At 67.7% G+C, this 21498-nt stretch carries 15 protein-coding genes and 1 pseudogene; 4 read left to right on the forward strand and 12 right to left on the reverse strand.

The window, feature by feature from the left end:
- Nucleotides 1-152 precede the first annotated feature (152 nt).
- The 8 genes from IG94_RS0131845 to IG94_RS0131895 all read right to left on the reverse strand — a co-directional run bounded on the left by IG94_RS0131845 (nt 153) and on the right by IG94_RS0131895 (nt 11714).
- Complete coding sequence (locus IG94_RS0131845; RefSeq protein ID WP_157852361.1) at nt 153-1982, reverse strand: coiled-coil domain-containing protein; 1830 nt, start codon at nt 1980-1982, stop codon at nt 153-155.
- A 165-nt stretch (nt 1983-2147) separates the two neighbouring features.
- Nucleotides 2148-2564 carry a hypothetical protein gene (locus IG94_RS0131850; protein WP_031045286.1) on the reverse strand — a complete coding sequence of 139 codons (417 nt, stop codon included), beginning with the start codon at nt 2562-2564 and terminating at the stop codon, nt 2148-2150.
- 256 nt (nt 2565-2820) lie between these two features.
- Nucleotides 2821-4263 (reverse strand): hypothetical protein, encoded by a 1443-nt coding sequence (locus tag IG94_RS42670; protein WP_157852363.1) that lies wholly within the window; start codon nt 4261-4263, stop codon nt 2821-2823.
- Between the two features lie 739 nt (nt 4264-5002).
- Complete coding sequence (locus IG94_RS0131865; RefSeq protein WP_031045292.1) at nt 5003-6973, reverse strand: hypothetical protein; 1971 nt, start codon at nt 6971-6973, stop codon at nt 5003-5005.
- Nucleotides 6974-7020: 47 nt separating this feature from the next.
- The gene (locus IG94_RS0131870) at nt 7021-8970 is read right to left on the reverse strand and encodes a coiled-coil domain-containing protein (protein ID WP_031045295.1); all 1950 of its coding nucleotides are present in this window, start codon (nt 8968-8970) and stop codon (nt 7021-7023) included.
- Nucleotides 8967-9653 carry a hypothetical protein gene (locus IG94_RS0131875; RefSeq protein ID WP_063763423.1) on the reverse strand — a complete coding sequence of 229 codons (687 nt, stop codon included), beginning with the start codon at nt 9651-9653 and terminating at the stop codon, nt 8967-8969. The genes IG94_RS0131870 and IG94_RS0131875 overlap by 4 nt, the downstream gene beginning before the upstream one ends.
- 892 nt (nt 9654-10545) lie before the next feature.
- Complete coding sequence (locus IG94_RS44420) at nt 10546-10920, reverse strand: DUF742 domain-containing protein (protein WP_372459493.1); 375 nt, start codon at nt 10918-10920, stop codon at nt 10546-10548.
- Between the two features lie 311 nt (nt 10921-11231).
- Entirely contained in the window at nt 11232-11714 is a 483-nt protein-coding gene (locus IG94_RS0131895) for an RNA polymerase sigma factor (protein WP_031045306.1), read from the reverse strand.
- 764 nt (nt 11715-12478) lie between these two features.
- On the opposite strand from IG94_RS0131895, the pseudogene IG94_RS0131900 reads away from it, so the two are divergent.
- Together IG94_RS0131900 and IG94_RS0131905 are read left to right on the forward strand one after the other, a co-directional pair.
- Nucleotides 12479-14185 (forward strand): annotated as a pseudogene (locus IG94_RS0131900) (helicase associated domain-containing protein); the annotation flags it as partial.
- A gap of 518 nt (nt 14186-14703) precedes the next feature.
- Complete coding sequence (locus tag IG94_RS0131905) at nt 14704-15357, forward strand: hypothetical protein (RefSeq protein ID WP_157852365.1); 654 nt, start codon at nt 14704-14706, stop codon at nt 15355-15357.
- A 140-nt stretch (nt 15358-15497) separates the two neighbouring features.
- On the opposite strand, the gene IG94_RS41000 is transcribed toward IG94_RS0131905, so the two are convergent.
- The 4 genes from IG94_RS41000 to IG94_RS0131930 all read right to left on the reverse strand — a co-directional run bounded on the left by IG94_RS41000 (nt 15498) and on the right by IG94_RS0131930 (nt 19700).
- Nucleotides 15498-15818, reverse strand: a complete 321-nt coding sequence (locus tag IG94_RS41000; protein ID WP_224326586.1) for a hypothetical protein — start codon at nt 15816-15818, stop codon at nt 15498-15500.
- Nucleotides 15819-16234: 416 nt separating this feature from the next.
- The gene (locus IG94_RS0131920) at nt 16235-18076 is read right to left on the reverse strand and encodes a coiled-coil domain-containing protein (protein WP_031045314.1); all 1842 of its coding nucleotides are present in this window, start codon (nt 18074-18076) and stop codon (nt 16235-16237) included.
- Nucleotides 18073-18555 carry an ABC-three component system middle component 2 gene (locus tag IG94_RS0131925; RefSeq protein WP_107060758.1) on the reverse strand — a complete coding sequence of 161 codons (483 nt, stop codon included), beginning with the start codon at nt 18553-18555 and terminating at the stop codon, nt 18073-18075. Before IG94_RS0131925 ends, IG94_RS0131920 begins: the two co-directional genes overlap by 4 nt.
- Nucleotides 18552-19700: an ABC-three component system protein gene (locus tag IG94_RS0131930; RefSeq protein WP_031045318.1), complete on the reverse strand. Its 1149-nt coding sequence runs from the start codon at nt 19698-19700 to the stop codon at nt 18552-18554. The genes IG94_RS0131925 and IG94_RS0131930 overlap by 4 nt, the downstream gene beginning before the upstream one ends.
- A gap of 939 nt (nt 19701-20639) precedes the next feature.
- Between IG94_RS0131930 and IG94_RS0131935 the strand changes: the two genes are divergently transcribed.
- Complete coding sequence (locus IG94_RS0131935) at nt 20640-20912, forward strand: hypothetical protein (protein ID WP_031045320.1); 273 nt, start codon at nt 20640-20642, stop codon at nt 20910-20912.
- Between the two features lie 6 nt (nt 20913-20918).
- Nucleotides 20919-21498: helix-turn-helix domain-containing protein (locus IG94_RS0131940; RefSeq protein WP_157852367.1), on the forward strand; the 580-nt coding region annotated here is incomplete at its 3' end.

A 21498-nucleotide genomic window follows, 5' to 3' on the forward strand; every position in this document is an offset into this window, starting at 1 on the left:
CAGGCCGCGGGCGGCGCACTCGGCGCCGTCCGTCATCTCGTCTCTTCTGCTTCCCTCACCGAGAAGGACATCCCCATGACACCCCCCTCCCCTGCCCCCAACGGCCGTGCGGCGCAAGGGGACAGCGTCTCTGCGATGGGATCGCCGACCTGTCAGGGAGTGTCGTCGGCGGTGGTGCGGGCGTGCGGGATCACCGGGTGGTGACTGTCGTGTTCGGTGATCACGGCGTCGGCGGCCGGCGGGAGGTCGTGGGCGGTGGCGAGCAGAAGCTGGGAGTCGGCTCCGGCAGTAGCGGTGATGACGGCGAGCGTCCTGCTGGCCAGGAGAGCTCCTTCGTCGCCGGCACCAAGGCCGTCGAGGGAGCCATCGAGCCACTGGCTGCTGGGCAGCCTCAGGCCGGGCAGAGTCCGGGATGCCTCCAGCAGAGCCAGATGCAGCCCGTTGTTGGCGATATTGATCATGCCTGCTGAGCGGGCGAGCTGCCGGACGGTGCGGCCGTTCAGCTTCGGCATGAAGGTCTTGGGGTCGATGGTGGCCTGCCGGATCTTGTCGGGCGCCATGGGGATGACCTTCTCCGCGTAGATCACCGACAGTTCCTTCGCCGTCTGCTGGCGGACGTGCTGGGCGTCGCCTTCGGCGCTCGCCCAGGCCGTACGGGCTCGTTCGGCCTCCTCGGCGGCATGGTTGGCCAGGCGTTCGAGTTCACTCAGGCGGATCAGCTCCTTGCGGCGGTCGCGTACCGCGGCAAGGGCGGCCTTGTGCTCGGCTGCGGCGGAAGCGGCCTTGGACCTGGCCTGCTCCCGGGGCGTGATCTCCGCTGTGCGGTAGGCATCGGTGCGGGATGCGGCCTTGTGCACGGCTTCGCTGCGCTTGCGGCGCGTGTCGACGGCCTGCTGCGCGTGGGTCTGGGCGGTCTGGAGCTGATCCTCGACGGCGGCCAGTGCGGCCCGGGCCGCATCGGCTGTGCGGGCCTTGGCGGCCAGCCGTTCGGGCAGGGCGGAGTCGGGCTGGCCGCACAGCGGGCAGGCCGGCCCGGGGCTGGTGTCGTTCTTCAGCAGTTGGCTGCACTCGGGGCAGCGAATGCGGGGCCGGGCGTCCTCCTCGGCTCGCTCCAGCGCTGCGCGGGCCTGTCCGCGGGCCTCGTACAGCGGTGTCAGGGCCTGCTGAGCACGGTCGGCATCCAGCCCTGTATCGGTGGCGCGCTGCGCGGCCTGGGCCTGCTCACTGCTGCGGGTGGCGAGGATGGCCTGGTGGGTGTCGAGTTCGGTGTTCAGACGCAGGATTTCGCTGTTGGCCGCGTCGAGGGCCTTGGCCAGGCGGGCTTCGTCGGTGTCGAACTCGATGGCGGTGGGCAGTCCGTCGGCGACGCGCTGCTCGAGGGCCTTCTTCAGCTGTGTGGCCCTCGCCGAGGCCCGGCGGGCGGCGGCGGTGGAGTGGGCCTTGAGCCGGGTTGCCTCCTCGTCCAGCAGGTTGAAGCAGACCTCGATGGTGACGGCCAGGTCGTTGGCGTTCGCTCCGCCGTAGACAGCGTGGCCGGCGTGGGCCTGCTGGAGGTAGAGCAGGGTCATGACGGCGTCGAGGGTCACGCTGCCGCGGGCGGTTTCGACCACGGGGATGCCCATGAGAGTGACGCTGTAGGAGCCGGCGCTGCGCTCGCCTCCTTCGGGGACGACGGGCAGGGTTTCGACTTCGCCGGTGGCCGTGTCGAGGAAGGAGACCTCACGTTCGAGGAGGTCGTGGGTGATGATCCGGACGCCGGAGTCGAACTCGACGGTGGCGCGCAGCGCCTGGACCTGTTCGGCCGCGTCGCGCAGCAGTTTGACGGAGACCGCTCCCAGGGTGATCCAGAAGGCGTCGGCCAGGCTGCTGCAACATGCGCCGATCCCTGCTTTCAGCTGCCGCAGCGTCCCCTCGAGAGGGAGGCCGTCCCACTCACCGTCGATGAGGGCTTCCTGCTTGAGCCGCTTGAACGTGCCGGGCATGCGCTGCTCCATCATGGTGCCGCACGCCGCCGGGGTACGGCGTGTCAGTGGCCCACAACGAGCCTGGCCCCCTCACTGGCATCGGCTTGCCCGTCTGAAGCATCCCATCGGGCGACACGGTGATCACTGCTTGACCACGGCTCATCCCGCAACCCCTGTGGCCGGTCAGAGGAAGGGCCAGAAGATGCCCTGGCCGCGCCCTCGGATCGCGCGCCACTCCCCGATAGGAATGCGGCCTTCCGCTGCCCGGATGCAGCCCTCGTGGAAGGCATCGTGCATCACGTCGTCGAGTACATGCCACTCGGCCTGGTGCCCGCAGCGGCCGCAGGTGTTGGGATTGAAGCCGCGGCCCTGCTGCCAGGCGGGGCGAGGGCGCAGTTGCGCGGCCATGTCTGCGGTGTCGCCCGAGGGATCGGCGAGGATACGGCGTGCCATCTCGACGGCTTCGGGAAAGTCTGTCGTCGTGAACTCGTCCCCGCGCGGCCGGTGTGAGGGCAGCAGCGCGAACACCCACCACAACGGCAGGGCGCACTGCCGGCAGGGCATGTCATAGGCCAGCACGTCCACCCGCAGCGTGTTCACTCGGTGCCACCTCCTGCTGCAGCCCGGCACACTTCACGGCCCGGCCGGGGCGAGGGGGCGTTCGCAGGTACGGGGTGTCACCAGTGAGGGAGAGCGGAGCGGCCCCGGACGGTGGTGTGAAGAGCGTGCAGGGGCTGGGTGCGTGTCGGGCGGACGACTTCGAACCAGCCGGTGCTGATGAGGCGGCCCATCGCGCCTCGGCAAGGTCCGTCGGAGCGCCTGGTGATGGCACGCAGGGCCGTCCCGCCCGCCTTGGTCAGTCGGAAGGGCCGAGCTGGCCGAGCCAGACGCGGGCCGCGCCGACTGCACGACGGATGACCTGTTCGTCTGCGCCGACTCTGGTGGTCACCCCGACTCTGCGGTTGAGGCGTGCGTTCACCTGCCGGTGCGTGGTGCCGGTTGCCTTGACCAGGTCATTGACCATGGCCGTCAGCCGGGTGTGAGGGTCCGGTCCGCTGTCGGCCTCTTCTTCATGCTGCCGGTCGCACTCGGTGTCGTCCCACAGATTGTTCTTCGAGCAGTCGGTGCAGAACTCGAAGGCTCCGTCGACCTTCGCCTGCCCGCAACTCACGCACACCCACCCGCCGCAATAGGCGCATGTCACCGAGGCTCCGTCCGAGTCGTGGCCCCAGGCACGTTCTCGTGAAGTGCATGCGCCAGTGCAGGGCCGCGGCGCAGGACTGGGATTCGCTGCAGGTCTCGGCACATCCTCGGGATACTCGCGCGCAACGTGCTCTGCCTTCCAGCGGGTGTTGCGTTCCTCCCCGGCCCGAGCACGGGCCTGTTGGCAGGCTGCCCACTCCTCGGGGGTGAGGTGACTGAAGCAAGCAGCTACAGGAGGAGGCAAGCTGTCGTAGCGGGGCCATTCGGCAGCCAGGCGTCGGCATTGACGGCCAGTGGTCTTGCCGTACCGGGTGCACCCAGGCGTCCGATCTGCAACCGGGCCCTCTTGCCCAGTAGCCAAGGCGGCTTCGTCGGTTCGGGGCTGGAACGGCTGGTTGGGGGCCGCTTCCGTGGCCAGCCGTGTTTGCAGGACCTGCCTCCAGTCGTCATCGATCTGGGGAAGCGCAGGCGCGGCGGAGACTCCGTTGACTCTCAGTCCGTGTCGTCCCGCCACGTGCTCGAGCACCGGCTGAATCGCTGCGAGGACGTCATCGGTGAAACGGGGGACGAGGTAGGCCGGCACAATGAGGACAGCGTCTTGGGGGTGCCCCGACAGGTTTTGTGGGCCCAGTTCCACGTTTCCCACATCCGCGAGCAGGGCCGCGGCCTGATTGTTGCCCTGCTCGTGCATGAGAAACGCCGTCTGGCCCAGAACACGGTGCAGGGTGAGAGTCGCTTGCTTAGGCGGCTGGGGTGACGGGGCAGGGGCCGTGACGGCGACGGATACGTGCAGTTGCGTCGCCGAACCATCGGGCGCGGAATTTCCGAGGGCAGGTAGTGCGTTCTCGACGACCGATTCGATGGTGACCTGGTGGTGGACCTCCTCGATCGCTCCCGCAAGCACGCTGCGGGATCCTGAGTTGACGAAGTTGTCCAATGCGCCTTGATTCACCCAGGTCAGTGTCAGCGTGAGACCGTCGTAGGAGAGAACTTTTACGTTCTGGCTCAGCAGAATCCAGGTGAACCGCCGCCGCCTTTTGGTTACTTCCAGCACCTGCGACCACAGTTCCTGCATGAACGCCGTCCTGTCTGCCATCCCGCCTCCCGCAACATGCCCCTCTCTACACGCAGAGGCAGACACTGACACCCAACTAAGGTGACAACGAGGGCCGTTAGCACTAGTTACCGGCTCTGGGAGTTCCTGAGCCAGGTCAGTGCTGCAGCAGCGGGATGCGGTGCTGGTAGCGCGTCGTCTGCCCCTCAACCTGCTCGGCGAACGCCCGCCGACCACAGCCCGGGCAGTCACCGCGGCAACCGCCGCACGGGCAGCTCGATCACCATCGGTCGGCCACCCCCAGCTACATCGGCCAGTATGCGGCCGTAGCGGCTGTGCACCCACGCCGAACCGCGAGCACAGTCCGTACACGCCACCGTCAACTCGCGTGTGCGGGCTGCGATGCGGACGACACTAACCACCACCCACACTCGATTCACCTGCACCGCATCAAGGTGCGGAGACACGATTTGCACGAGGTCATCACACTCGTTGACCATGCTGCTACCCGTGACGAGGCGTCACCGGCGCACGCCAGCACACCCCATTAGCACAGAGTCCTTGCCAGAGTCACATAGGCGATTACGCCGACACTCGGCAGCTCTCCGAGCGCGAAGGGCACGTCGGAAAGTACGTCGAACGGATCTTCGTCGAGGAGGACCAGGAGGGCGGGAGCTTCGGCTGGGGGCGCGGATCGGGAACCAGCGCCGCTGTCCCGGAACGAGTGGAGCAACTGTCCGCGATCGGGACGCGATGGGTGTAGCTGGATCGGTCGTCTATTCTACTGAGCTGGGCCCGGCGTGGTCATGTCATACGGAGAGGTTCTGTTTCCGGGGACGCGGACGACGACAGCCCACCGGTCTCGTTGTCCTGGAACTGGTGAGGAGATGTGGTCTGCCCACATGTCGTCACGAATATTGGGGATCCAGCTTGATTTGGGTGTCAGGTCGAGAACGACGAGCATGCCCAAGGTGATGCCGCCGGCCTGGTAGGCGACTGTTTGGCCGAGGTAGCGCCGTAGACCCTTGCGTGTGGTTCTACCTTTTGTGCGCTTGCATTCGATGACGCTGGTGAAGCCGGGGAAGCGGACTTCGATGTCGGCGCGGCCTCCACTACGGTCGGTGACTTCGATGTCGGCTTCCTCCAGGTTGCCGTCCAGATAGTCGTGGAGGTCTTCCTGGACTGTTTCCTCCAGGGGAAGCCTCTCGCCGGTCGCGGGGGCGAAGAGGTAGGCGGAGCGCGGAGTGTGGTGTGCGCGGGCACGATTGGTCCTGCTGTGCAGGAAGCGGATGGCCTGGACGATCAAGTGGGTGAAATGCTCCCGGACGGTGGGGTGGTGGAAGTCGTGGCAGCCCCGTAGGACCGCAAGAATGTCGTTGTAAATGTACTGCTGGGCGATCGGCAGCCTGCGGACCAGAGTGGCTTCCCAGTCTGCGTAGGTGGCCTGGAGGCTGGTGAGCATGTGCGTGGGCAGGCTGGCGAGGAGCTGGCTACCGAGTTCGGCGGCCAGCTCCGGGTAGGAGGCCGCCGCTGCGGCTTTTCCCGGGTCTCCTGCTTGCGCCTGGGAGGCGTCGGCTTGCAGTCGGTTGTCGATGGCTTGGAGAAGTTGGTGGGCGGCGTGAGCGTCCCAGTCGTCGGGGGCGTCGGTGACCAGACCCCGTAGGTGCAGCAGGAGGCCTTGGCGGCTAGCGAAGGCATTCTCGATGCGCGGGGCAACCAGGACTTGCAGGCCCTGGTCGGCTTCGGCTGGCTGAAGACGGACGCTGCGGTGCGCGGTATAGACGGTGAGAACGTGCTGGATGGTCTGGTTCGGCCAGGCGGTCAGGGGCTGGTCCAGGTGGGCGTCGACGTGTTCGAGGCTGCAGCTGAGGGTGTACCAGGCGGCTTCGGTGTCGTAGCGGCCAGCGCGCCAGTGTGTGCGGGTGCCGGTCAGCCACAGGGCGTGCTCAGCGAGGGAGCGGCGCAGCTGGCCGGTGGCAGTGGCCAGGGTGGTGGTGTTGCCCGTGTCGAATGCGAGAACGGCGTCGAGAGCGGCGCGGAAGGCGGTGGCGTCGGGTCGGTCCTCGTCGGCGTCGATGGCTTGCTGTAGAAGGTCGCGGGCGGTGGCGAATGCCTGCAGCAGCGTGGAGCGGTCAGGGGCGTTGGCGGCGTCGGCGAGATGACACATGGCGAGCTCGTAGGCAGCGTCGCCGTGGGCGGCGGAGTGGGAGAACCGCTGCAATGCGGTGAGCAGGTCGATGTCCCGCCAGTACTCGTAGGCGGTGCCCAGGGCGCGGACGACGCGGCGGGCATACGCGGCGGAGGCCGTGGTGGCGTCGGAGTCGACGAGGCGGTCGAACAGTGCGTAGCGCTTGGTAGTTCCGGGCAGAGCGAGGCGCAGGGCAGCTTCGAGGAAGATGCCTGCGAGTTCGGCTTCCAGGGGGGTGCTGTGGTGGCGGCTGCGTTCGAGGGCGAGGGTGTTGAGCTGGGAGCTTGCACGCTGAAGGTAGCCGGGATGTTCGACGAGCTGGTCTAGGAGGTCGTCGGCGGCCGCAGGGCTGGTGGTAGTGGTCAGGGCCTGCGTGACGAAGGTGGCCGCTTGGTCGGGATGGTGAAGGGTGTCCCATTCGGCCAGAAGGATCTCGACGGCGCGGAACCACAGTGGGGAGGCGGCTAGGGTGTCGGCCTGTTGCCAGAGGGCGTTCTCACCACCGATATCGGTGAGAGTGGGCAGATCGCCGTTCTGGGCGAGGAGCATCTCGAGTGGGGTCACGGACGGTGGCCTTTTTCGATGGACGGTCGCTTACCTTAACGAGCTGGTCACCACACGGGGGCACCCGGTCCTGCGACGCGCAGGCGGTCGGCTGGAATAGCCGCGGTGGCCAGGTCGCGTTTGGCCGTAGCCGTGATCACTTGCAAACCGGCAGTTTCCTCGCAGATGTCTTTGAGCTGGCTGAGGACTTCCGCCACGTCGACGTCGATGGTCTCTTGCGCGCCGGCGGAGTCGAGCAGGAGCAGGCCGGGATGGCGGCCCACGCCGGTCTTCTTGCCGACGCGCAGCAGCGCAAGCAGGGTGGCGATGCGCAGGCGCACCTGCTCACCAGGGGTGACGGCCGTGAAGGTGGTCTTGCTGCCGCCCTTGGTGACCTCGAGTTTGCCGTTGCCCAGCAGTTTGATGGCTTGAAGTTCCTTCATGCCGAGCCGGATCCCGAGACGGCAGATCTCCTCACTTACGGCACCCAACAGTGCGGTCGAGGTGCCCTTGGCACGCTTGTCGGCTTCCTTCGCGGCGGCCTCCAGCACCTGCTCTTCTGCCGACATCCCGTCCGGCCGGCGGGCACGCTGGTCCGCCGCCTGCCGCTCAGAGAGTTTGCCTTCGAGACGGGCGACTTCCAGGTGCGCGCGCAGTGCGGACTCGCGGGGCATGGCTGCTTGTGCTGCGCTCAGGTCAGCGCGGGCGTGCGCCAGTGCTGCCTCGATGGCGGTCGCAGCCTTGGCAGCCCGCTGGGCTGCGGTCTTGGCCTGGGAGTGGGCCTCTTTGAGGGTTTCGACGGTGGCAGCCAGTTCATCGGCCGCGGACAGGTCGGCAGGTGCTTCCGCCGGAGCGGATCCGCAGATGCGGCAGTGTGTCTCGTCCAGATCGGCGTGGGGCAGTTGGTCCAGGGTGGTGGAGCAGCGCGGGCAGCAGGTTGGTTTCAGCGCGCCGAAGAAGCGCTGGGCAACCGCAGTCTCCCGTAGATCTCGCAGACGGGCCTGGTCCAGGACGAGGGTTTCGTGGATCTCTTCCTCGGCCTGGCGGGTCTGGTGCATCTGTTGTACTGCGTCGGTGTGCTGGGCGGTCAGTTCGGCCAGGCGCGCGCCAGCATGCTCAACGGCTTCGGCGGCGTCCTCCAGCCTGAGAGAGGAAGCGGCTTGAGTAGCTTTCTGGCGGGCCTGGGCAAGCTGACCTTCCAGGTCTTCCAGGGACGAGCCACGGGCGCTGAGGTCCTGCTGGGCACGCCGGCGCTGGCCGCGCAGAGCCTGCTGCACGAGGTCGAGGGCTGCTTTGGCATCGCGGCGGGTCGTCGTCCATGGCAGGCCGACGAACATCTGCAGCAGGCTCACCATCGTGCCGCCGCCGGCCGTCTCTCCCAGCAGCGCGTCGCTCTCGCGGTTGCGGCACAGCAGCGCGTGGCTGAAGGCCGGCCAGGACGTCGTCACGACCTGGCCGTCTCGGCTGTCGATGTCAGCGCGGGAGCTGGCGGAGGTGTCCTTGCGCCAGCCGCGCAGGAACTCCAACCCAAGCCGGTCCATCATGAAGGAGCCCATTACTGAGGCGAATTCCGTCTCACTGGTGAAGGGCGTGACGTGTTGCTGGACGCCTACGGCCAGGGTTCCGGTGAACTGGTCACCGGTGTTGTCGACGCGCACCATGAACGCCTCGCCATCGACTTGGGCGTCCAGGCAGACATTGTGGATCCAGTTCCTCACATCGGCCTGGAGAGCATCGGTGCCGCGCAGGCACCACCAGATGATTTCCAGGATGCTGCTCTTGCCACGCAGGTTGTCCGCCGTCACACCCCACAAGCCCGGCCCCAGGTCCCAGGAGAAGTTGACTGTGCCGGTGGACTTGCCGCTCTTCTCTCCGGTGAACCCCAGGTGTTTGATCAGTAGCTGATGCGGGCGGGGCAGAACACCACTCTCCCGCACTCCGTGCCGTGCCAGGATCTCTCCTGCCTGCTCGCTGTCGACGCCAGCCCGGCGGGCTACCGTCTCGACGAAGTCGCTCATCCGCCGGCTCCCACCCTGTGATTCATGATTTGCGCGAGTCTCTGACGCACGCGGTCGGTGATACCGCTGATGCTCGCCTTCCACACCGTGCGCTCATACTCGGCCTGCGCGTACTGCAAAGCCTTCAGTTGGCTGCCGCTGCTTTGCCCCGCCACCGCCAGCACCACCGAAGCCCGTTCGTCGTACCAGGCCAGATCTGCGGCAGCGGTCCGCAACTCGGCCGCCGTCTCCCGGCCAGCGGGCAGCAGGTAGTAGTCCCACCGCTCCACCCTCGCTGGCGGCTCACCCACCGGCATGATGTCGATCAAGCCGTGCGCGTACAAAAGGCCCAAGGCGTCGTCCAGCGCCTCCCACGCGCCGAACCGCCAGCGCACCATCGGATAGCGAGAGATCTCGGGCTCGTCACCCTGGAGAAGGGCGTCAGCTCGCTCCAGCGACCACGCGGTGTCGTCAACCTTCCCTGCTTCGACCTGGTTGAGCAGCTCATCGGCCAGGTAGTCGGGATTACGCAGCCAGAAATCCAACGCCTGCAGCCGCTTCTGCCCCCGGACCACCGCAACCGCCTCCTGCGGCTCCTCACCCACCTGCTCGCCGCCGCACGGTGCACCGCAGCGATCCAACAGGAACAGCAACCTCACCGCGTCCTGCGCGCGCGACGCCCGACGCACACCGGTATCCGCCACCCAATCCCCCCTCCCCCAGCCCCCGCTGGATGCAAGATCCCACAAGTAGCACACAACGGCAGCTCTGTGTAACCACTCCAACACCGGCGCTGTCCTCCTTTCGAGCCCCGCCACCGAGAGGTGAGTGGCGGCTCGTACGTGATCCGGGCTGGGTCACCAACCGTTGCTGGGGAGAGGGGGCCCGCGCTACGCGGTGCACTCGCGTCGCCGCCGCGAGCTGCCGACACTGTTCCAGCCGGTCGTCGATCGCATGCGGTCGGGCCGTCACCTCACCCGCCCCGCTCGGCGAGTGCCGCTGGAGGCCCTGCACGACGAGGGCGGCAGCCCTGCCGACATGATGCTCGTTGGGTGCCAGCGGTAGTTCAGTTCTGCGGGACAGTTGTCGCCGCGCCGAACATGAGGTTCGCCTGCGACGTCGTGAGCGAGGGCACCTGCAGCGGCGTCGCGTCGGCCCGCTCTGAGCGGATCCCGTCGAGGAAGACCGCAGAACTCAGTGAAGTCGGGGCTGGAGACATCCGGCTCGAGCACGAGCAAGCCTTCCAGCATTGTGCTCTGAAGCCCGCCCGGCCACGGGGTCTTCAGGACGCAGTGCGCGCAAGCACATCGACGACGTTGACCGCCTGAGGGCGTCCTGCGCGGCTCTACCTCGGCGGTGGCCTTGATGAGGTGGGGATTGGCAGCAACCCGACCGCGACGTTCTGAGCAGCAGCGTCGACCTGCAGCTGGCGGCATGTTGGCGGGTGGCCGAGCGATCAAGCCCGTTGGCAGGGAGGGTCGTCCAGGACACGAGTCGGCACCAGCCGGCCACTGAAGAATCAGCCCCGCCGCGTCGGCCGCCCGCCCCAACAAGAAACGACCCAGGAGCCGCCGGTCATTGCCGGCGGCCGGGCGATTACAGCTTACGGAGCCCGTCAAGCACTTGCTCGATGAGGCGCGCGTCAGGTACGCCTCCCCTGGCGTCGTTTCCTCCCGGTTGATGGATGGCGACCAATCCTGCTTCCGCCAGATCAGCCACCACAATGCGTGCGACGCCCAAGGTCATGTGAAGCAGGGCGGCGACTTCCGCCACCGATTTGAAGTCACGGCACAGGTGGCAGATCCGCTGATGCTCCGGCAGCAGCCCCCCTACTTGCCGAGCATCAGCCGTAGTCAATACGAGTGCTTCAATGGCCAGTTGGTATCCAGAGCTGACGCGTCTGCCGGTCTTGACGTAAGGACGGGCCACGGCACGGATGACAGCTGCACCGTCCTCTCCCGCCGTCGTCACACGGGGAAGGGTGTGTGGGCCGGCGCTCGCTGCCTCCCCAACTCGCCGGCTCCCGTTGGAGGAGACCTGACGGCTCGAACGGTGAGCCAGTTGGGCCGCGACCGCGGCAGCAGCATCGTGTTCGACAACGCTGACCATCGAACGGCCTCGGGCAGCTTCTTCCTGCGCTGCCGCCCGCCGGCGAGCTTCGGCCATCACCTTTTCCAGCGCAGCCACCAGTGCGTCTGGTGACGAATGGCGTGCGACAAGGCGTTCGTAAGCGGCGTCCTGACCAGTCGACGCAGACGCGTCGCGGTGTGCCGGATTCATCATCACGCCTCCTTGTCCATCCGGATCGCGTTCCTCAGTGCCCGGCGCGCGTGGGCGAGATTCGCTCTGGCCTGCGCCGGCGTGCAACCGAGGATGTCAGCGATCTCCGAAGGCTTCATGTCAACCAGAGTCAGCGTCATGACCTCCTGCTGCCGTCGCGGCAACGCCGCGATCACGGTGCCTGCAACCAGAGCGAGTTCGGCTGCTACAAGGTCGTGAGCGGCCCTGTGGTCAACGAGCTGGCTCGCGAGCATTCCTGTCTGTTGATGCCCAGCGAGCTGACAGGCCACTCGGAATGCAACAGTCCGTACCCAGGCTTGGGGCGCTTCCACCTTGCCCCAGTGCTCGACGAGTCTCGTCATGGCTTCAGCCGTTGCGTCTTGCGCGATTACCTCGGTGAAGCCACGGTGAGCGACCAGCATGGCGATCACCCGGGGGTAGTGGTCCGCAAAGAAGGCACCGAAGCCACCGAGCTCACCATCCACTCCGATCGCCCCTCCGGCCCGGGCGGAATGCCCGCCCGCCCCTACGCTTGACGAAAACGACCAGCAGGACCACAAGTACAGCTGAAGTGATCGTGATCACAGTCGACTTGGTGGTCAGATACAGACTCCCCAAACCCCCCAGCACAGCGTTGATGACAACCACCAGACCGGCTGTCTCGCCGGATTCCCGACCCACGACCGGCCCGGCAGCATCGAAGCGCCTTTCCGGTGCCGAGTCTGACACCAGCCCCGGCTCACCGGAATCCCGCGAGTGACTCTCTGTCATGCCTATCTAGAGCACCCGAGACCCATGAACGTGAAATGTAACCTCCGTCACACCAGATATCATTCGCGCACTCCGCCAACCGGAACAGCACTACGACGCACGCGAGTCGGGTACAGACCGCCCGGCAACGCCACATCCGCGCGATCACGCAGCGCCTCACTTCCGGTCCACCGGCAGTAGCCCATCAACCCCCGCGCACAGTCGAAGCATGAGAGCGGTCGAACCAGACGAGCACCATGCACAATCAGGCTGCCACCACCGGCGACCCCTCGCACCTGAGCAGCCAACGCTCCAACTGAGAAGCCCCCTGAAGACATCACAACACCGCAGGTCAAGCGAACTAACAGAGACTCACGTCCGAACCAGACGTTCCTACCACTCAGTAACTTTCACGGAGTTCCACCCTCCGAAACTGAGCAAAGCCCCAGGTCCACGGATTAGGGCTACTCACCCCCAAAGCGCCGCAACAGCCGGGCAGATGCCGCGCACCGCCGCCGAGCTGTATACCGCTGAGGCCTCCGCGGCGGCGCTGGCCGGTGCGGAGGAGCTGCCCGCATCGTCTATCGACGCTGAGCTGTACGAGCTGGAGGAGGGCCGTCATGTGCCTGCGGACCGGGTGTGGGCGGACTGGCTGTGCGGAGACCATCCCATCGCGCACCGGCGTGCGGTGATCCACCGGTTCGCCAACGGCATCGACGCCCAAAACCGGCGGGTGCACCGGGCGTTCCTCTCCTCAGTACGCGCCCTCGGGGTCGGGGTCGACATCACCGGACTGCGCGGGGTCGAGGCCGTGTGCATCGTCGGCTCGCGCAGCTCCCAGGTCGACGTCGTCCAGAACATTGGACGGGCCCTGCGCCCCAACCCCGACGGCCGGGCCAAGACCGCACGGATCATCATCCCCGTCTTCCTCCAGCCCGGGGAGGACCCGAAAGACATGATCGCCTCGGCCAGCTACCAGCCCCTGGTCGACATCCTCCAAGCCCTGCGCTCGCACTCGGAACGCATGGTCGACCAGCTCGCCTCCCGCGCCCTGACCCGCGGCACCGAACGGCGGCGCATCCACGTCCGCCCCTCCCCCGCCCCCGCGGCTGGCCCGGAGAACGGGGACATGCCCGCGGAGACCAGCCAGACGCAGCAGGAGGTCGACCGGGTCACCTCCATCGTGGTCAACTTCGCCTCCCCCCGCGACGCCGCCGATATCGCCGCCCTCACCCGCTGCCGCGTCATCCGGCCCGAATCCCTCGTCTGGCTCGAGGGCTACCAGGCCCTGATCCGCTGGCGCACCGAGAACAAGATCACCGGCCTTCACGCAGTGCCGTACGACACCGAAACCGCGGTCGGCGTGACGAAGGACTATCCCCTGGGCCGGTGGATCCACCAGCAGCGCAAGGCGCTGCGAGCCGGTGAACTCGACCCCCACCGCAAGACGCTGCTCGACGAGGCCGGAATGGTGTGGGAACCAGGCGACGAAGCATGGGAGAACAAACTCGCCGCGCTCCGCTCCTACCACCGCGCCACCGGACACCTCGCACCCCGCCAAGACGCAGTCTGGGGCGAGGGCCAGGCGATGCTGCCCATCGGGCAGCACCTGGCCAACCTCCGACGGAAGGGACAGAAGAACGGCCTGGGCAAGGACCCGGAACGGGCCACCGTGCGCGCGGAGCAGCTGGCGGCGATCGACCCGGACTGGGACTGCCCCTGGCCGCTGGACTGGCAACGCCACTACAAGGTGCTCGCGGACCTGGTCGACGCCGACGGCAGCCTGCCCGACATCCAGCCCGGCGTGCTTTTCGACGGCGACGACATCGGACGATGGCTGACGCGGCAACGCGAACCTCACACCTGGGCGCAGCTCTCCGCCGAGCAGCAAGGACGGCTGACCAGGCTGGGCGTACAGCCCACTGAGGCCCCGGCTCCCGCCCCAGCGGCCACGCGTGTGACGAAGGGGTTGGGTAAGGCGCAGCAAGCGTTCCAGCGCGGCCTCGCGGCCCTCGCGCTATGGGTCGAGCGGGAAGGCCAACGGCCTGTACCGAGGGGGCACGCCGAGAAGATCTCGGTCGACGGCGAGACGGAGCCCGTGGCCGTCAAGCTCGGCGTGTGGATCTCGAACACCCGCGCGAGGCGCGACAAGCTCACCCCGGAGCAGCTGGACGCGCTGCGCAGGCTGGGGGTGCAGTGGGCGTGACACCGGTTGCCGTCGGTCGTTGAGCTGGGCGGTCAAGCGAAGAGTGCAGAGAGGCCCTGGGTGTGATCGCCCAGGGCCTCTTGGTGTCGATCGGGGGAGTCGCGAGTTCGCTGTTCAGATCTGTCCATTAGCCCCACAGGCGTTGGGAGGGTTTCACCATGAACATCGTTGAGAACGTCGCGTCTGGGCTCCTCGTCGCACTGGCTGTCTGGGGTGCCCGGCGGGTCCGGCTCGAATGGCGCCGTCGTCGCACCGCTCGCACTCGACGTAACCCCGCAGCCCGCTGACACAGCGAATCCGCACGAGAGAAGGGCAAGGGCGATATGGGACGCCTCGGAGTTATCGAACGGCCGGATCTGCCATCCGGTGCTCGCCGAGATCTCAACCAGGAACTTCACCTGTTGCATCGCCGGGCCGGGCTGCCCAGTGTCCGGGAGTTGGCCGAGGCGATCGGCAAGAGTCCCAGTGGGGTCCACAATGCGTTCCGGCTGGCGAAGGTGCCCGAACAGCGTCTGACGATGGCGATCGTCGACTGGCTGACGTTGCAGGTCCGCGACTGGGGGGCGGGCATCAGCCAGGCGACTGGTATCGAGAAGGCCCTCCGTCGGTTCGAACGGCTGTGGTATCAGGCCAAGCGCGAGGAGGAGGCGCTTGCCGTCCAGAGGGAGCCGCCTCGCATGTCCGACGCCACTCGGAGGCTGCTGTTCGCGCTCAGCCCGGAGTGCTCTATGTCCCACCCGACCCGGCAGCTCCCTCAGCCCCACGACATCGTCGTCCTGGAGGACCCCGCCGCGGGGAGGACCCCGGCGTTCCTCCGTAAGACCGGCCTGAGGCCGGAGGCCCCCAACCCCTGGCATCTGATCCACCTGTGCCGCAGCTGCCGGCGCCGCCGCGAAGCCGGTGAACTCACCGAAGCAGAACTCCGTGCGGCCCGCTTCGCTCTGGACCGGCGCCCGGGCGCGGCCCGGCACTACGCCGCCTACCACGACCAAGTGCTCCTCGGCGCCGAGGAGGCCATCGACATGAACGTCTTGGGGCGGGTCCAAGTGATCATCATGGCCGATCCGGAGGTGGCAGCACCCCCGTACACCCTCAATCATGGAGAGCTTGTGGTCGACCGCTTCCGCGGTTCCTTGGACTGGGGAGACCACCCGTGTGAAGACGAGCACTAGCACCAGCGGTCTCCCGGACGCTCGTCCCGGAAGCCGCCGGTCTGCGCCAGCACCGCACGGGTGTCAGAAGGATGTGCTGAGCGCGGCAAAGAGCGTCTCGAACCGGTTCAGGGGCACATACCCGACCTGCCCGTCCAGCACTATCGGAGCCGTGCCAGGACTCGCTGCAGGTCGTTTCGGTCGAACGCGTGGCCGGAGGCGAGCAGCGTCCGGGTGTAGGAGTCCAGAGCAGAGATGAGCTCTTCCGAGAACCCCACTGCTGCGGGTAGATCCCAGGCATGGGTGAGCAGCTTGTCGAGACTGCTGGGGTCCACCGGCGGCCGGTGGGTGTAGATCTCCCAGGACGGGACGTCTTTGAGCCCGCCTCGCTCGGAGCGTGGGACCTTATGGTTTCCCGCTCGTTCCAGAGCTCGCAGCACCGCCAGTTCCGATGCGGTTGTCATGTCCAGTGCTGTCGCCATCGCAGTCGGTCCATTCACTCAGATGCAGTGTCAGCAGCGCCCCTCAGGCGCTGCTGTCCTGGTTGCTACCGGCACGACGCTAGGCAATGGGTTGGCAAGGACGGGCGGGTTGCACCGAACTCTGACTCGATCGAGTGGACGGGCCTTCGCCCTGCGCCGTACTCGCCCCCGCCCCGGCAGCCGCCCGTACGGCAAAGGGGCCAAGCAAAGCCCAAGCGGCGTTCCCGCGGGGCCTGGCAGCCCTCACACAATGGAAGGAGCGGGAAGCGACCGGCCGGTGCCAAGAGGCGCGGTCGTCGAGATAACGGCGGCCCACGACAAAGCCGAGTCGGCGCCGGTGAAACTCGGCGTGTGGATCTCGAACACCAAATCGAGAAGGGCCAATTGGACACCGACCAACAGTGGGCGGCCGGTGCTCACTGCCCGTCTCGGGGTGGGAAGAACCCTTGGCGCTCCGAGCCGTCCACGCTGAATGCGTGGACGGTGGCACGCCCCCTGATGCTCTCTGGCGGTGTGGGGTTCTCGATCACGATGACCTGGCCCGGGGGATTCTCCAGGAGGTCGCGGTAGAAGTTCTCGGCGACGTCGGCGGTCATCAGCTCGGGACGGTCTTCATGCGGGTCTTCAGGCCGGCGGTAGGTGAGAACCGGCGTGTCGAGCACGACGAAGCCTGGGTGGATCAGGTCGCGGCCTGTGTTCAGACGCGCGAGTGATACTGCGAAGGCGGCATGGAGGATGGACCGCATGCCCCTGCCGCGGCTCTTTCGCGGCTGCCTGTCAACGGAGAGCTCTGCAGTCGTCGGGTCGTAGAGGACGTGGTTGTTTCCCGGAACGTGCCAGGCTTCCAAGGTCTCATGGATCACGCGCTCGAAGTCGGCGACGTCGGCGGCGGGAATGCCGTCAGGACGGGCAGCCGGCAGAACAGGAGCCACGGTGGACAGCGATGCCTTGAGGTCTTCGAGCTGCTCGATCTGAGCATGCAGGGCAAGCTCGCTTTCGACCCGTGAACGGGCGTTCAGCAGCTCGGTGGCGTCCGTGTCGACCGGCTGCATCCGTTGATCCAGTGCGCGGAGCTCCACAGCGTTGCGCGTGAGCTGTTCGTCGCGGGCGGCGCGGGCCGACTCTAGGTCTGCTGCCTGCTCTTCCAGGTCTTCGATCACGAGGAGCAGATCGCTGAGCAGGTCCGTTGTCTTGCGCGTCTCCGCAGATACAGACGCTGCCAGCTGGGTGCTCTCGGCGACGTGGTGCTCCGGGTGCTGGTGCTGAGGCTCGGCGCCGCAGAAGACGCAGGTCCCGGTCTGGAAATAGCCCAGGAGGGTTCCGGCTTCACCGACCATCTGGAGCCGGACCAGGTCCGACTCGTACTGCTCCTTCAGCAGAGCGAATCGCGCCAGCAGCTGCTGGACCTCGGCGGCCCGCTGCTGGGCCGCGAGGTCGATCTCTTCCAGGCCCCGGCGGTCGCGCAGAAGGCTGGTGCGAACCTCAGCAAGCTCGACGGCGGCGGCGGTCACCTCGCCGAGGGCCGCTTGCAGGCGGCCAAGCCGCTCCCGCAGTTGCGACTGGTTCACCTCCATCGTGAGCTTCCCGCGGTTCTCGTCGATCAGGTGGTCGATGACCGCGATTTTGCCCTTGCCGAACTGCTTCTCCAGATTGCTGGGCGCGGCAGGGCGCTCCGGCTCCTCCTGTCCGCTGAGGAGGAGTTTGAAGACCGACTTCTCCCTGGTCTCGTTCTGGGGCATACGGGTGCCGAGCACGGGGGGCCTCTGGTCGGCCATGCGCGTGTCGTTAACGACGGCCAGGCGGGCCAAATCCCGGAAGTTGAGCGGCAACGTCTTGCCGCTCGAGTTCTGGAGAACCCTTCGGCCGTCGATCCCCAGCACGGTCAACAGGTAGCGGGAGATGTTCTTCTTCGACTTGGCGTTGTGCTGGTACCCCAGGGTCTCGTCGGCCGGCTCGGATGGCACGTCCCGGAGGTCGCGGTTGAACACCTCGATGGTGTCGCCGCCCACGGCGCGGGACAGGGTCAGGCTGTGGCCGTCGCTCACGCGCAGGCCTAGGAGGATGCGGGTGTAGCCATCGTCCTCCGGAATTGACTTGAGTTCGCTGGCGCCCAACATGTAGTCCACGGCCTCTTCGACGTAGGACTTACCTGTGTCGGAGGCTCCGTAGATAACCGTTAGTCCGGGGCTGAAGTCCACCGCCGCCGGGGGCTTGTCCATGCCGAGGAAGGTCAGGTGTACGAGCGTCAGCCTGTTCACAGGACGTCCTCTCCTCCCAGGTCGGCGGTGCTCACGTGGATGCGGCCAGACCAGCGCTGGGTGATCTGCTTCATGCCCTCGCGGACGTCCGTTCCTTCATGCATGTAGGTGCTGGTGAGCCAGTCGGCCCGTTCGATGAGCTGGCCGACGTAGGGGGACTCCAGGGCGCTGAGAAAGCTCGCGGCCTCATCTGTGGCCCCGTACATGAAGCCGTCTTCGATGGCGGTCATGTCGGCGAGGCCGGCGCGCAGCAGGACCATGAGTCCCTGCTCGATGAGATGGCGGCGCAGGCCGAGCTCGCCGGGGCCGGCTGGGAGGTCGGGGTGGAGGCTGGCCGGGCCGTGGTCAAGGTCGCCGCTGTGGAGCATTGCGTGGTCCAGGTAGACGAGCTGGGCGACGTCCAGGCGGTGGGGGAAGGTCTCTGACAGGAGGACCAGAGCGCGCATCCCGGCCTCCACGGGGCTGTTGAGGGGGGTCACGGAGTCTCCTCTTTGCACCAGGTCAGCCGGTCGTCGTTGGCCAGACGATGACACATGCCCTTGAGGTCGATGACCTTCACCACGGGGGCGAGGATGTTCGCCGGGTTCGGTGTGTGGGCGACGGCCGCGTCCAGCACGGCTTCCAGCCGTGCGTAGCCACTGGCATGGTCGCGGTCTTCGATTTCGATCACGGCGTCGTACAGGTCAGTCTCGATCGCGGTGTAGGTCGCTTCCGGGACGCTCTCCTGCGCGAAACGCCACAGCGACTCGGCGTGGAAGAAGGCGGCACGCTGGCGGAAAAGGTGGCCGCTGACCTTCGCGTGGTCGCGGGCCTGTTGAAGCGTCTCCAAGACGATGCCGTGCTTCGCGTTGTAGGCGTCCAGTAGCTTGCGGACGTAGACGGCTTCGTGGGGTGCCTGGTCAGGTGGGGCCGGGTCGGCGGCGGGGCGCTGCTTGAGCGGTTGCGGGAAGCGCCTTACGTGGTGGGGGGTCGCAGCGTGCAGTTCGAGAATCTCTTCGAGGTTCCTGGCTTCGAACATCGAGAAGTCCGTCGCCTGCGCCAGCGCGCCTACAGCTGTGCGTATCTCCGGGCTGAGCTTGGGCTTGGTCCCGAGCTTGGAGTCCTTGTCGTTCCACGCCGCGAAGAACTCATCCTTCAGCTGGGGCGGGTTGAGCAAGAGTCGTTCGAGTCCCGTGCCGATCTTTGGTGCGACAAAGATGTAGCGCGTGGGCAACTCGTACGTGCCGAGGATCTTCGCGACGAAGATCTTGACCATCTCCGGGAAGGCGTCTGATTGCCCGAGCGGCTTGAGGTAGTGCTTGCACTGGTAGCAGTGCCACTCGCCCGCGGTGCCTTGCTCGGAGAGACAGGCTGCGACGTCCGCTCCGCGGTCGCCGGCCCCGCCCATCCGCTGCACCCGGACATAGGGACGACCAGACCATGCACCGAACTGGTGGACCCACTCGACGGTGAAGTCCTCCCAGTCGTCAGCGTCGTAGATGTACTGCAGGTACACCTGAGGCGTGGGCAAGGGAGCGCTCTGGGTCGGCGGGGCGAGCACGACGACCTCTGGCGATTTGGGCTCGGGAAAGCCCTCGAATACCGGCCGGGCTCCGTCCCTACCCGGCTCAAGCGCCCCCGCCACACTCCACCCCCATCCCTACTGCCACGCAAGATCACGCACCGTAGTGATATCACTCCAGATGGCCTGCCAGGAAGCCCACAGCAGATCTCGTGAAGATGTCAGCGCGGCGCCCGCCCGTCGCCTGGCAGGCCGGGCTGTTCAGCGGTAGAGGCTTCAGCAGCCGTAGCGGGTTAGCCGCTTGCGCATCTTGGCGGCACCAAACCCACCCGGCCGACACCGGGGGCAGGCCACGGCCGCGGGACAGCGGACGGAAGGACGCGGGCGGCGGCCACCGGCCTCCCCGCGCCCCGGGATTCCGGCGCACCCGCGCAGACCGGCTGCCTGCCGGAGCGCGGCGAAAGGATGGGAGGGGGCGGGAGCCGAGGGCGAACGCGCCGAAGGCCGGCACCGCAGGGGTGCCGACCGGGCGCTGGGCGGGCGCGGGCCAACGCGCTCGCCGGAATTCCTGCGGTTCGGGCTTGCGACCAGTCGCCGTCAGGAGGACACCGCCTCATCGAGCCGATGTCGTCGCTGCGCACTCTGCACTGACGGGGGGACGGGCCGCAACCGGGCGGGGACGAATACTGGGCCCCGCCGGCCATCCCCGGGCCTGCGGGCGGGGGCAACAACCTGTGGCCAGCTGCCCGACGAGGGCGCGCCCACCGCCAGGGCGCGGACCCTCCGCGGTCGGCGGGCTCGCCCGGTGCCCGGTGTCGGCGGGAAACTCGCCAGCCGGCAGGGGAACATCTGTTGGGCCGTCAACCGACATACCGGATGTAAGGGTTGGGCGGGTCGGGCGCGGGGCGGGCCGTTCTGGAAGGGTGTGCATCGCGCAGCCCGCCGCGTGGCAGGGCCAACTGCCGCAGGGCTGCGCCTGCTTGCGACCACGTCCACCCACCCGTGTGTCCCCGGCCATCCGTGCCGGGGACCCGGGCCCGCCCGAGGGAGACCCGACCCCCCGTGAACCAGCTGCCGCACCCCCGCACGCCCGCCGACGCCCCCGCCACCGCGGCGTCCGGGCGCTGGAGCCCCACGCATGCCCTGATCCTGCTCATCGCGTTCCTCGCGACCGGCACCCTGCTCTTCCGCGAGGGCACGGCGATCGGCGAGATCCTCGCCCTGCTCGGCGGATGCGGGGCCATCGGCGCCGCGACCCTCGCGCTCGCCGGCGGCGGCCGGCGCCTGGTCGCCGTCCTCTTCGAGGCCGCCGTGCGCTCCGGCGCTGGGATGTAGGCCGGCGTGCCCGCTCCCACCGGCGGCGCCCGGCCGCCCTACACCGACCTCGCGGCCCACCTGAAGGCCCTGCGGACCGCGGCGCGGCTCACCCAGCGCGACCTCGCACACGCCGCGGCCGTCTCCCGCGGCACCGTCCAGAACGCCGAGACCGGCGCCGCGGCCCCCTCCCCCGGGGTCCTCGACGCCCTCCTCGACGCCTGCCGGGCCGACGAAGGAGCCCGCCGCCAGGCACACCGGCTGCGCACGTACGGCCGCGCTGCCACCCGTCGGCGGGACCGGGGCCGCCCGCCCGCGCCGGCGCCCGTCAACGTCCGCTCCCGCAGCGACCTCGCCGACGTCCTCGCCGAGATCTACGACAAAGCCGGCGCGCCCTCACACGCCGCCTTCACCCGGCCCGGCCCCGGCCTGGCCCCCATCCCCCGCACCACCCTCTACAACATCACCGCCCGCCGCCGGCTCCCCGCGACCGAGGAACAGCTCGACACCTACCTCACCATCTGCCGCGTCCGGCGCACCGACCACGCCCACCTCCACGCCGCCTGGCAGCGCCACCACGACCCCCACCACCCGCCGCCCCCCACCC

The sequence above is a fragment of the Streptomyces olivaceus genome (assembly GCF_000721235.1).
GTDB classification, from domain to species: domain Bacteria; phylum Actinomycetota; class Actinomycetes; order Streptomycetales; family Streptomycetaceae; genus Streptomyces; species Streptomyces olivaceus.